The organism is Leptothoe kymatousa TAU-MAC 1615 (assembly GCF_018739865.1).
Classification (GTDB): Bacteria; Cyanobacteriota; Cyanobacteriia; order Phormidesmidales; family Phormidesmidaceae; genus Leptothoe; species Leptothoe kymatousa.
Map to the genome: position 1 here is coordinate 1 of NZ_JADOER010000004.1, position 12,305 is coordinate 12,305.

Consider the following 12,305-nt stretch of genomic DNA (forward strand, 5'->3'; position numbering starts at 1 on the left):
TCCGTTCACGATGATGGAATTGCTTACGAGCCAAGGCTTATCCAGTATGTCCTGTTAGCCGACCAGTGCCAGGTTCTTTATTCTTTGTATGTAAACAATAACGAATCCTTATTAAACCAGTTAACTTGTCTTGTTGCTGATAATACTCTTGAAGCATTCGACTTGGTGAATTTCAGATCAACACATGAAGAAAACAACGAGAAAGTTGGTTCTCTTACAAAGCAAGTAAGTTCAATCACTATAAAAGGCAGTCAAATTAACTTCCAAGATAGTCAAATAGAGGATATTCTGATGAATAACACCATCCACCAATACGGTTCTGGCGACAACATCGCAGGCGACAAAGTCATAGGCGACAAAATCAACACCCAAATCAACAACAGCCAGAACCTGACCCAAGCAGCCAAAGACATCAAAGAGTTGCTCACCCAACTCGAAACCGACTACGACGCTACCACCCCTGTTGGTCAAACTATGATGACGGCCAAGCTTGTCGAATCCGTTGACAACAACCCTACGCTCAAAGCCCGAGTCGTCAACGCCCTCAAAGAAGGGGGCAGCACCGCCCTCGAAGAAGCCATCGATCATCCAGTGGTTAAACCCGTAGTGGCTGCCCTGAAAGGGTTTATGGATGCATAATTGCCTCGGCTTGGTGGGTTGAAAATAGCGAAAACAATCCAACGGTGCGCGGTGCACACCCTACCGTCCAAATCTCTTCCACTGTTCCGGCGGCGGCAACAAAAACTCATAGCTGCCTGCCGCGCTGCCCGGTTTCGCCGCCAACACAATATCAAACGACAACGAAATCCGTTCCCCTTCCGTATGATTCACCGTCACCCCATGGCGCTGCTTCGACGGAAACAAAACCAACCGTCCCTCCGTGGGCGCATACATCGCCTGATCCTGATTTAGCCCATTCCAATCCACAACAATATTTGTATTCTCACTGCCTAGCCCAGGGCTCACCTCATTGGGCCGACTATCATCAAAAAATACCAAACTGCCCGCCTCATCACTGCCCGAGTTCGGCACCGACACATAGTACACAGCACTAACGTGGGATGTATTATGGCAGTGGGCCCCCACCTCCTGCTGATGGCGAGAGATTACAGGCCAGGCCCGCTGAATGTAAAGGTCAATCTGGTTTAGGTCCAAACCCAGCGCTTTCAGATAAGCCTGCACATGGCTTTCCACCTGGCCCACAATCCAACCAAACCGAGGATCCGTGTGGATCTGCTCTGCACCATGGAGGTCCCCCGTCCAAGCCATCTCAGGCCATGCCCTGCGCTCATAGCCATCCCGTTCTAGCTGCAGCACCGCATCCATTAGCTGCTTTTTGTGGTCCGTGGCTTCCGGCAGGTCTTCATAATAAACCGCCAGTGGAAACCAGGTATCAACGGGCATGCAACGCGTCTCCACTAAACATTTATCAACAAATATAAGCTTCTAATACATCAGCTAGAAGCCGTGATGAATCATATAGCACAATTTGAAAATTGCCGTCGAGTTAATGCGTTGTAACGGTGTCTGAGCAAATCTTTATTAGCTACCGTAGGGCTGACAGTACCTCTGAAGCAGGTCGTTTGTATAGTTCGATTACTAAAGAGCTACAGGGTGGCACAGTGTTTATGGACACGGCCGCTATTGATGTGGGCACCGAATGGGCCCAAGAATTAGAGGATGCGTTAACCGCAGCCCAAATTGTCCTGGTTGTGATTGGTCCAGACTGGTTGCGCATTAGTGATGAGTGGGGCATGCGCCGCATTGATCAACCCCAAGATTGGGTACGGCGAGAGATTGAACGAGCGCTGACGACGGATAAAAAGCTGTTGCCGGTGTTGGTGAAAGGGGCGAAACTACCCCCCGTTGATAAGCTACCGGAGTCTATTCGTGATTTGGTCCAATGGCAGGCGGTGGATATTCGTGATGCCTATTGGGATCATGATATTCAGCTGGTGCTGCAACAGCTGCGTATGGAAGTTGAGACGACCCAGGCTGATCGTGGGGAGATGGGCGACAGTCAGGTTTATCCGACGCCACCACCGGAAAAGCCTGATCCCCTTTCTGAGGAAAAGATCAGCATTGCCCTGGGTGCGTCCCTTGCGAGCTGGAAAATCGTGTCTAGCCCTTTACCTCAAGATCTGACTAAGGTTAGAACTGAGCTATGCCGTAGCTATCGGTTTAAGAGCTTTTCTGATGCCATTGGTTTTATGCACCAGGTGGCCCCTGGCTGTGACATTGCTATGCACCATCCCCGGTGGGAGAACCTTTGGCGCACGCTGAATGTATATTTGACCACCTGGGATATTGGCCATGCGATTTCGGATCGAGATATTCAGCTGGCGAAATATCTTGATCATGCCTATGGGGAATTTCCGGGGGCGGCTATTGATTAATGCGTACCAGGCGAATTTCTGTGCGCTGGTGGCGGGGATCTGCCGGGGGGATGGCGGGGAGTAGTTCGCTAAAGCCTTTGCCTTCGGCAGAAATATTGTGTTTAACCGCTTTGCTTTTGAGATAGGCGACAACGGCCTCTGCCCGGGCCTGGCTTAGGCGTTGGTTTTCGGCGGCACCACCGGTTTGGGAGGTGTGGCCAATAATTTGGATGGCTACGGTTTCGGTGTTGAACTCTTTGATTTCGTTAGCGAGTTCCGTCAGGGCTTGTTGACTTTCTTGCGCGATCGCAACAGACCCCACCTCAAACTTAATCTCCCCCTTAAAGTCCAAGTCACCGATGGGTTGCGACGCTTGAATCGCCTCAGGCGTTAGTTCCGCCGAGGTTTTGCCCGTATCTCCCCGAAGAAACCCCGCCAACTCAGGATTATCCGCCTCCACCATGGCAATTAGCGATTCCGTATTGGCCACCGCCTCCGCCATAAACTGATTGTTGTATAGCTCCTCGGCTATGGGCACATCGGTCATTTGCCCAGACAGTACCAGAATCGCCGCTGTGGCATCAATGCGCTTTGCCAGGGTGCCATCCTCCATCCAACGTCCCGCTTCGATGGAGGTAAAGAAGTCAATGCCGTCTATCACCAGATCCGTTTGCGCTTCCGATAGATCGCCATCGGTTTGGATCAAGGTTTTCAACGGACTATCGTCTTGGATTGCCTGGTCCATACGACGATAGTAGGTGGATAAAAATTCGGTCAGCTTTTGCTGCTCTTCCCAAATCAACTGATCCGAGGCCACAATCACATCCAAAATTGCCGTCGGTGCATCCTGGCTAGAAAGCACGACCGTATGCCCGCCTTCCCGCGCCTGACTCACAAACGGTTCCCAAAGCACCGCAACGGCAATATCTGCCTTAGATGTCTGTAATTCTTTCCAAGCTTCAGACGCCTCCGCCACTTTTATATGGTTAAAGTCCGATAGATTAAATCCATCAAAGCGAATGTCTAACACCTGGGCTAAAAATTCACTGGGGGTATCCGCCGCATAGGCCAAACTCAAAGGGTTCCCGTCGGCCACTAGCTGACTTAAGTCATTCAGCGACTTTAAATTAGGATATTTCGGCGTATTGAGCACCACCGCATCAGCGCCGACAGTCCGATCGATTAGGCCAACAATTTTGCCATCGGGTTCGTGTTTGAGATATTGATCCAGCGTGGTAACAATCAGGTCTGCCGTGCCATCTTCTAACCGAGCTGCCCGTGTTGCCTGGTCAAATTCATTTTCAAACCGCAGTGATATGTCGGATTGCTCAAGTTCTGCATTGAACTCGGGGGCGCGAAATGTGCTGTAGCCACTAAATGTGTCACCCAGGATCACGAGCTCACCCGTGCTGTCATCAGCACCAGCGACTGGCCGTTGCGCAGATGAGGAGACAAAGGTGCCCTTTAAACTCCAAAATCCTACGGAGACTGCAAAAATACCTAAAACGTAGACAATGGGTGGTGCTCCACCGATGCGACCTGACACGAATTCAATCTCCAGTAGCTTCCCATACATTACCTACAGGGTATGTACTATGAGGTCAGCACAATACGGAGATTGTTTTGGGATTACTTAGGGCTCAGAAATCATCGCTTTCTGAGCTTCCCTAGGGTCTTCAAACATTGCTGGGCACAATACTCTATACACTGATGGCGCTTTAAATCCGAAAAAGCAGCATTTTTGAGCAATAAGACGCATATTTTCGATATCTTCGGTGGTGCCCAAGGACCCTATCTAAAATGTGGCAGCCCCTGGCTTTGGGGCAATGTGATTTCGATCATCAAGCTTCCTCAGAATTATTCAGATAGCATTTATGGCCCCTTTAGAAAGTTTCCTCAGAATTATTCAGATAGCATTTATGGCCCCTTTAGAAAGTTTCCTCAGAATTATTCAGATAGCATTTATGGCCCCTTTAGAAAGAAATCAACTGGGACTCAGACACATCTAGGATATTGATAATCAAGCAGCGCACCAAGCGTACCCAAGCTTCACTGATTTAGGAGACACAACCCCATGAAAAATCTACTTTCTACCAGTTTGTCGGCGATTATGCTCACCGCTGTTGCCGTGCCCTTTGCCCAAATGGCTACCGTTGCTGATGCCCTAGCTGAGCAGCCCAGCGTTACTCAGGCCGTAGCGAAAAGTGTTATTTCGTCAGGTCAGTTCGTGACCGTTGAACAAGCCAAGGCCACCACGGGTACGGCCCGCATTGTGGAGAAAGATGGTCAGCGCTACCTAGAATTTGATGCTGGCTTTAGTACGGCCCGTGGCCCTGCGGTTCAGGTCGTTCTGCATACTGGAGATTCTGTGCCCGTTAGCCTGGATGAAAGTGATTATGTTTATGTGGGCGACCTGCAAAGCTTCGACGGTGCCCAGCGATATTTAATTCCTGAGGATATTAATATCGAAGATTATGAATCTGTTGCCATCTGGTGCGAAGAGTTTAACGTCACCTTTGGCTACGCAGATCTTTAAGCCCAAAACCAAGTGCTTGAAATTGATGCCATATGGGAAGCTAAGGGCAACCAAGTAGGATTGCCCTTAGCTCCTGTTGGTTACGGCGAAGGATAACAACCAGGGCATCCTTTGGGATGCATCACCCAGATTATTCAAACTCGGGTAAATCTAACGGTTTTTGTGACTGTACCTCTATGGTGGGTGGCTGAGCCTGCAACAACTCGGGCTCCGGTAAATCTAACTGCTTTTGTTTTTGCACCTCTACCACAGGAGCCTCGGCAGGCATAAGTTCTTTCTGACGCTTGTCTAGTTTCAGCGGTAGCTGTACCTTCTGTGGCTTCTCGGTCTTGGCTTGCTTCACCTTCGGTAGGCTGCGCTCTAAATCATTTAGCGGACGGGGAATAACCATCACGGCGCTGAGCTCGCCGATGCGTTCAGCTTCGTGCATACCGGCTTCCACTGCGATCGCAACATTCGACAGCGACCCACGAATCAAAATTGTGCACAGCCCTTCACCAATCGTTTCGTGGGAGATAAGCTCCACCTCCGCCGATTTGGTCATGGCATCCGCCGCACCAACCATGGCCGGAAACCCTCGGGTCTCTAACAAACCAATGGCGCCGCTACTCATATGGGTTTCACCGACGCCTTCCAATTCGCTAATTCTGGGTAAAATCGGCAGCACCTTTTCCATATCGGCCATGGGCCTAGGAATGAGGGATGACGACACCAACTGACCAAACTGTTTGCCCGTCTCCACCCCAGCATGCACCGCCATGCGCACATCGGCTACGCCACCCCGCACAATGGCGCTACATTGCCCACCGCCGGTTTTCTCGTAGCCAACGAGATATACGTTCGACGATTTCATCATGGCATCGGCCACACCGATGATGGCTGGAAAACTTTCCGTTGACACAATCCCGAGAGCTGAATCCTTTACCCGGTTCAGTAGTGACCTGGCTTTGTCTGTGGAAGTAGCGAGAGCGAAGGATTCTGCTGGCATTGTGAATCTCAAGTAGCGTTAGGCAAGGCCTTGAATCAGTGTTTTAGTCGATCAGATATTATGTATTCCCTATTCTAAGAGTCTTTTTACGATTCACCACCCGTATTTCCATTATTTAGGGGTTGGCGATGGGGAAATAATGCAGATAGTAAGCTGTTGAGGTGGTCACGACCATAAACGTCGTGATTTTGGGCGACCACAGCGGATGGTGCGGCGGATGTGGAATGAGTGCCATTGCCCTGGTTGAAAGTCTCGCCACTGCCATTTTGGTGAGCGGCAGCTGTAGGCCCCAAATCTGGCACATCAACGGGCTTGGGGGAAACGGCCTGGGGCTGAACCGTGGGAGATGTACGCGGCGTAATCGGCACAGAGGGCACTGGCCCATCCTGGGATTGAAAGTTAGGTGTGTGGAACGTAGTCCCACTTTCCTGGTGTGGAGTAGATGCACCTTGGTTCGATGGTTGGGAGCTACTGCTACTTAGCAAAGAACAAGGTGGAATAATTTCGTTGGCGGCGACCGCCGGATTCATCAGGGTGCTGGATGGCCCAATACAGGCATCTTTGCCGATGTGACCATGCCCTACAACCAACACCCCTGTACCCAAACTGGCACCGGACTCAATAAAAACGCAGCCCTTTTTGGCTTGAATAACCACCCCTGCGCCAATACATACGCCAGGGCCAACTCGGATGGAGGCACCGGGAGATGCCCGAAAGACAACACCGGGTGCGATCGCAGCAGACTCATCGATAACAATGTCGCCGCCGCGATAATAATGGGTGTGACTCACAAAATGTAGAGGCGAGGGTTCCATCGCGACGGCCCTAGAGACGACGTTAGACTATGGACGCTGAATAGTAGTTTCTAGCACACGACATTTGGCGCGGGGGTCAACGCCAACCAGACGTACATAATGGCCAGAATATTCAGCTAGCTGAGCCTTAAGGGCCGCAATCACTTCAGACGGGCGGTTACCGCTGATGGGCGTGCCCGTTTGCCATGCACCACTGCTATAGCGACGCTTGTCGGCATACTCAGTGCTGACCCGATAGCCCTGGTTTACTAACTGAGTTACCTGTTGCGCTAAATCAGCACTTACAGTAGCGCTGCTGCCGTTGCTCTTTGCGGAGCCAGCGCTACTATATCCACCTGTAGCTGGCTGAGCGGCACCATTTGATGACACATTTACTGATTGACCAGGCTTCTGGATAGTAAGAGCACGACCACGCTGTTTCACCCGGGCATCAATGGCGAAAATACGTACATAGTCGTTGCTGTGTGCAGCAAGTACTTGCTGCACGGCCGCCAGAGCCGCAGACTCGCTGGATGCAGATATGGCAGGGGCTGTCTGCCATATGCCACTGCGGTACCGGCGCTTATCGGCAAACTCAATTCCAATCTTTTGACCTTGGGCCAGAATGGAACGAATTTGAGGCACTAGATCGCCACTGGTAGTGGGCGCACTGCCGTTTTGGGTCGCAGCAGGTGCAGCCGCTGCACCATTTGAATTAATGGTGGCGGGCTTGCCATCGCCGCGCTGAATTGTGATGGGTGAAATGCGACTTTTAGCAACAGGATCAATCCCAAACATGCGCACATACTCACCCGCATGTTCTGCTAAGCAGCCTTCCAAAGCCGCCAATGCCTCAGCTTCGTGATTGGTGGTAATGGGACTGCAAGTTTGCCACACACCACTGCGGAAGCGACGCTTGTCAGCATGCTCAGTACCAATTTTGAATCCCTGCCGTATCCAGGCGCGCACCTGACCCGCAATATCTGCGACAACCGTTTTTGCGGCACCAGCACCACCGCTAGATGTGGCAGCAGCAGCGGGGGCTGTAGTGCTTCGATTGGCCTCAACTGGCTTACCGTCAGGACGTTGAACGGTCATCATACCCACCCGACTCTTGCCCACGGGGTCGATGCCAAAAATACGCACATAGCTCCCCTGATGCTCTGCCAGACACCTTTCTAGGGAACCGAGGACCTCGCCTTCGCGGTTGGACTGTACAACCGGACAGCTTTGCCATACGCCACTGCGATAGCGTCGTTTGTCCGCATACTCGGAACCAACTTTATAGCCTTGAGCTAAAAACTGACGGACCTGTTGAACAACTTCGGGTGCTAGTGCTTGCATAGTATCTATACCAACATTATCGGTGGTGTATGGGGTGTAAGGAGCGCTCGCCGCTGGGCGGGCAGAGTCAATGGACACAGCATTGGCTGCACCATCGGGATATTTAAAAGAGGTTTTTGAAGCGTTCCCCGTGGATTGGTCGTGGGAGCGCTCGTGAATATGGGGTCCGACTATATCTCTAACCAACGCCAGATCGGCCTGGGTTACCTGGGGTAGAGCGTCGGCCTGGGCCTGGGTCGTAATCACTGCACCAGAAGGGACGCACCGTCCCGGCGGCACTTCAACATCTTGCACCAAGGCATGCATCATGACGATCACACCCTCACCCAAGCGCGCATTGAAAATTGTTGACCTAAAGCCAACAAAACAGCCCTCGCCTAAATAGGCTGGCCCATGGATCAATACCTTGTGGGTCAGAGTGACATTTGGAGATAACCAAACAGCATAGGAATTGCCGTTGTCTCCGAGTACACAGCCTTTGCTAAGACCGTGTATGACAACACCGTCCTGAATATCGCAATGACTACTGATATAAAAGGGCAATCCCTCATCTGCCCGGATTGAGGTGCCAGGAGCAATGGATACCTCAGCCCCAACATAAACACCACCTACGACCTGAGAAAACGAATGAACGAAGGCGGTAGGATCAATCAACGGTTTTACGATCGATTGATATTGGGCAGGGGATGTTGCCATGGCTTGTTGCACCATTGGCTCCTATCCTCCCGAATAAGCTTTAACGAAAATCCTCACGCTTGTTGTAAAGCGAACCAGAATCCAAGCTAACGGTATCGACAATGGCAACCACGGCAGCATCAACCGGCCTCTCTTCATAGCCTCTGTGCTGACGTGCAGAGCTGCCGCGAGTAACTAGAACCCATTCTCCAGGTCCAGCACCCACGACATCAGCTGCTACTTCATAGTCTGGAAGTAAGTCACCATCCTCGCTAATAAACTGAATTAGCAAGAATTTAACACCCGTTAGACTCGGTTCCTTGCAGGTACTAACAACCGTGCCACGAACCTTGCCTAGGCGCATGCTTTATCTACCGTAGGGGCGAATGCCACTAACGCTCTCACGAAACTGCTCAACAGCTTCGGTGTAGCGAATAGGCAGAACGAACTCTAGGTTCTCGTGGGGGCGAGCGATGATGTGGGTAGACAGGGTCTGACCACCATTCACGCGCTTAACATTTTCAACGCCAGCAGCAACTGATGCCTGTACTTCAGACACGTCGCCACGAACGATAACGGTTACACGACCGCTACCAATTTTTTCGTAACCAACTAGGGTCACACGGGCAGCTTTGACCATAGCGTCAGCCGCCTCAACGACCGCTGGAAAACCCAGGGTCTCAACCATTCCTACTGCGATTGCCATCGATTTTCTACCTTAGTATGCTGACTATTTTTATTCAGTAACTTGGTTCAAAACCTAGGTTCTGAACTGTTCAACTGCTTCGGTGTAGCGAATGGGCAGCACGAACTCCAAGTTTTCGTGGGGGCGGGCAATAATGTGGGTGGAAAGCACTTCACCACCGTTGACGCGCTTAGCTGATTCAATGCCAGCAGCAACCGACGCCTGAACCTCAGATACGTCGCCACGAACGATAACGGTTACACGACCGCTACCGATTTTTTCGTAGCCAACTAGGGTCACACGGGCCGCCTTGACCATCGCGTCAGCAGCTTCTACAACAGCGGGAAAACCGCGCGTCTCAATCATTCCAACGGCAATCGGCATTGTCGTAAATCTCCTAGATAAAACAGCTTTAGTTCAAGCATCTCTGTCTCAGGTGACCTACATTCAAAAGCTTTATGGGCTCCCTCAGTAGACCGAGACTCATCTTGCAAACCGTTAGTCTGCAATAACTCCATGACTACATTTCAGAATACGAGGGGGTTAGCCGTTTGACAATATAAGTCTCAATGATTGTTTCTAATGTTAAGCATTATCAACGCTGATGATTGTTTGCTGCAAAGTGTAAGGAAATGTTGCTGTGCATTGCGGCGCTTAATGTGTGGCGAATTTGATTGAGTATTTGTGCTTAGGGCGGTTGTGCTGATTTTGGGCGTAGCGATTGGTGGAAAATATTGGGGATGATTCGCTGGAAAATAGGGTTGGCTAGTCAATAGAGAGGTTTCTTTGAGGCGCTGTTCATCAGGTACCATAAAGAAAAGTATGTGATTCTAAAAAAAGCCATAGATTTTTATCTGGGCTTTTGGATCACATTCACAGAGTTTGCTCCTGAGTCTTTTAGCGTGTCTGGTTGTTGTGATTGTCCGTGCTATTCGTCCTCTGGAGTCGCTTTGAACCTGTGTCAGGATGTTCGGTTTGGTCCGCGTTCTGATGCTACAGCGGGTTTTGCGTAGCGTAATTGCCTGGCTGAGGTGTTGTAGGTTGCTGGTGAGCTCTTTGATGCAATGATGCAGTCTCTGATTGAGTTAAGTTGGCTCATACCCATTTATGGGTTTATAGGAGTTATTTTGTCCTTGCCCTGGTCTACAGGGATGGTGCAGCGGACAGGGTCTAGACCTGCGGTCTATATCAATATATTCATGACTGCGATCGCATTTCTCCATGGCACCGTCGTGTTCATGGGTATCTGGAATGTGGGCGCAGTACAGCTTGAAGTGCCCTGGTTGCAGGTGGCCGATTTAAGTCTTAGCTTCGATTTGGACTTGTCGGTGCTCAACCTCGGTGTTATGGAGCTTTCCACCGGGCTATCACTGTTGGCTCAAATTTATGGCCTAGGCTACATGGAGAAAGAGTGGGCCCTGGCTCGGTTTTTCTCTCTATTAGGATTTTTCGAAGGCGCGGTAAACGGAGTATTGCTCAGTGGGTCTTTCTTCTTGGCCTACTTCTTGCTCGAAACATTGACCCTGTCAACCTACCTGATTGTTGGTTTCTGGTATGCACAGCCCCTGGTGGTCAAGGCCGCTCGAGATGCCTTTTTGACCAAGCGTGTGGGGGATATTCTCTTGTTGATGGGGGTGTTGGGGCTGGCCAGTTGGGCCGGTGACCTGCACTACAACGAGATGTACGAATGGGTCAAAACCGCTGATATTGGTCCCCTGGCCTCTAGTCTGCTCGGTCTTGCCCTAATTGCGGGACCCACCGGTAAGTGTGCTCAGTTCCCATTGCACCTGTGGCTGGATGAAGCCATGGAAGGCCCTAGCCCAGCCTCAATTTTGCGTAACTCTGTGGTGGTCACCTGTGGTGCCTATGTGCTGATTAAGCTGCAGCCTATTGTTGTGATCTCGCCTTTGGCGCTCACGGCGCTGATTGCCATCGGTACTACAACGGCCATTGGCGCTTCCCTTGTCTCCATTGCCCAAGTGGACCTCAAGCGCACACTTTCCTATTCCACCAGTGCCTACATTGGTTTGGTGTTTGTTGCCGTTGGGGCAGAGTGGCCCGGCGTAGCCTTGGGCTTGCTGCTCACCCATGCGGTGGCTAAGGCGCTGATGTTTATGAGCACTGGAGCAATTATCAACAACACCAGTTGTCAGGACATGACCGAACTGGGCGGCATTGGGTCTCGGATGCCAGCGACGACCATCGCCTTTGTTGTGGGCGGTGCTGGTCTTGTGGGGGTGCTTCCCCTGGGTGGTTTTTGGGCGTTGCAGCTAGGGGTGGACTTTTTGCACCGGGAGCATCCATTGCTGTCGGGGGTCTTCCTCCTGGTAAATGCCCTAACGGTCTTTAATCTGGTGCGTATTTTTCGCTTGGTGTTCTTGGGAGACCCCACCCCCAAAACCCGTCGTTCTCCTGAAGCTAACTGGCTGATGGCCACACCCATGATTGGCCTCAGTATTTTTGTGTTGGTTTTGCCCGTGGCATTTGTGCGTATGTCCCTGCTGCCGCCGCTGCGATATTGGAATCCCTGGGTGTTTGGCGCTTTGATTCTGTCCGGTTTGATCGGATTGGGGTTGGGATGCACCGTGACTTTGAGCCATTCCCTATTGCGCTCCACCCAGCGACCCATGCGAGTGCTTCAAGACTTGTTGGCCAATGACTTCTACACTGAGCAGCTGTATCGGGTAACGGTTGTGTTTCTCGTGAGTCAGTTTTCGCGCATTGTTAGCTGGTTTGATCGCTATGTGGTAGACGGTGCCGTCAACCTTGTGGGCATGGCCTCTTTGATGAGTGGTGAGGGCTTGAAATATAGCATTTCAGGTCAGTCCCAGGGATATATCTTGACCATCGTGGTCGGTGTTAGCCTATTGGGCTTTTTGATGACGTGGGCAATGTGGTAAGGAGGTGC

General features: G+C 51.2%; 11 protein-coding genes and 1 pseudogene. 4 read left to right on the forward strand and 8 right to left on the reverse strand.

The window, feature by feature from the left end; all coding sequences use genetic code 11:
* Positions 1–639: pseudogene (locus IXB28_RS02575) on the forward strand (hypothetical protein); the annotation flags it as partial.
* Between the two features lie 60 nt (positions 640–699).
* Here the strand turns inward: IXB28_RS02575 and IXB28_RS02580 are convergent.
* The gene (locus IXB28_RS02580; protein ID WP_215616992.1) at positions 700–1,404 is read right to left on the reverse strand and encodes a TIGR02466 family protein; all 705 of its coding nucleotides are present in this window, start codon (positions 1,402–1,404) and stop codon (positions 700–702) included.
* 119 nt (positions 1,405–1,523) lie between these two features.
* On the opposite strand from IXB28_RS02580, the gene IXB28_RS16885 reads away from it, so the two are divergent.
* A complete protein-coding gene (locus IXB28_RS16885; protein WP_215616993.1) occupies positions 1,524–2,396 on the forward strand; it encodes a 4a-hydroxytetrahydrobiopterin dehydratase in 873 nt (290 codons plus the stop codon).
* Here IXB28_RS16885 and IXB28_RS02590 read toward each other — a convergent pair.
* On the reverse strand, positions 2,386–3,951 hold the full coding sequence (locus IXB28_RS02590; protein WP_216862949.1) for a phosphate ABC transporter substrate-binding/OmpA family protein: 1,566 nt from the start codon (positions 3,949–3,951) through the stop codon (positions 2,386–2,388). The two genes, IXB28_RS16885 and IXB28_RS02590, sit on opposite strands and share 11 nt — an antisense overlap.
* A gap of 498 nt (positions 3,952–4,449) precedes the next feature.
* Between IXB28_RS02590 and IXB28_RS02595 the strand changes: the two genes are divergently transcribed.
* Positions 4,450–4,911: a DM13 domain-containing protein gene (locus tag IXB28_RS02595; protein WP_215616994.1), complete on the forward strand. Its 462-nt coding sequence runs from the start codon at positions 4,450–4,452 to the stop codon at positions 4,909–4,911.
* A 130-nt stretch (positions 4,912–5,041) separates the two neighbouring features.
* Here the strand turns inward: IXB28_RS02595 and IXB28_RS02600 are convergent, their stop codons facing one another.
* The 6 genes from IXB28_RS02600 to IXB28_RS02625 all read right to left on the reverse strand — a co-directional run bounded on the left by IXB28_RS02600 (position 5,042) and on the right by IXB28_RS02625 (position 9,781).
* Complete coding sequence (locus tag IXB28_RS02600) at positions 5,042–5,899, reverse strand: carbon dioxide-concentrating mechanism protein CcmK (protein ID WP_215616995.1); 858 nt, start codon at positions 5,897–5,899, stop codon at positions 5,042–5,044.
* An 86-nt stretch (positions 5,900–5,985) separates the two neighbouring features.
* Entirely contained in the window at positions 5,986–6,714 is a 729-nt protein-coding gene (locus tag IXB28_RS02605) for an LbetaH domain-containing protein (RefSeq protein WP_215616996.1), read from the reverse strand.
* 27 nt (positions 6,715–6,741) lie between these two features.
* Positions 6,742–8,733 (reverse strand): ribulose bisphosphate carboxylase small subunit, encoded by a 1,992-nt coding sequence (locus IXB28_RS02610; protein ID WP_215616997.1) that lies wholly within the window; start codon positions 8,731–8,733, stop codon positions 6,742–6,744.
* A 40-nt stretch (positions 8,734–8,773) separates the two neighbouring features.
* Positions 8,774–9,076, reverse strand: coding sequence for a EutN/CcmL family microcompartment protein (locus IXB28_RS02615; RefSeq protein WP_215616998.1), 303 nt, complete (start codon positions 9,074–9,076; stop codon positions 8,774–8,776).
* Between the two features lie 3 nt (positions 9,077–9,079).
* Positions 9,080–9,418, reverse strand: coding sequence for a carbon dioxide-concentrating mechanism protein CcmK (locus IXB28_RS02620; protein ID WP_006518195.1), 339 nt, complete (start codon positions 9,416–9,418; stop codon positions 9,080–9,082).
* 54 nt (positions 9,419–9,472) lie between these two features.
* A complete protein-coding gene (locus IXB28_RS02625) occupies positions 9,473–9,781 on the reverse strand; it encodes a carbon dioxide-concentrating mechanism protein CcmK (RefSeq protein WP_006518194.1) in 309 nt (102 codons plus the stop codon).
* A gap of 680 nt (positions 9,782–10,461) precedes the next feature.
* Here IXB28_RS02625 and IXB28_RS02630 point away from each other — a divergent pair.
* Positions 10,462–12,297 (forward strand): NAD(P)H-quinone oxidoreductase subunit F, encoded by a 1,836-nt coding sequence (locus IXB28_RS02630; protein ID WP_215616999.1) that lies wholly within the window; start codon positions 10,462–10,464, stop codon positions 12,295–12,297.
* Positions 12,298–12,305 lie beyond the last annotated feature (8 nt).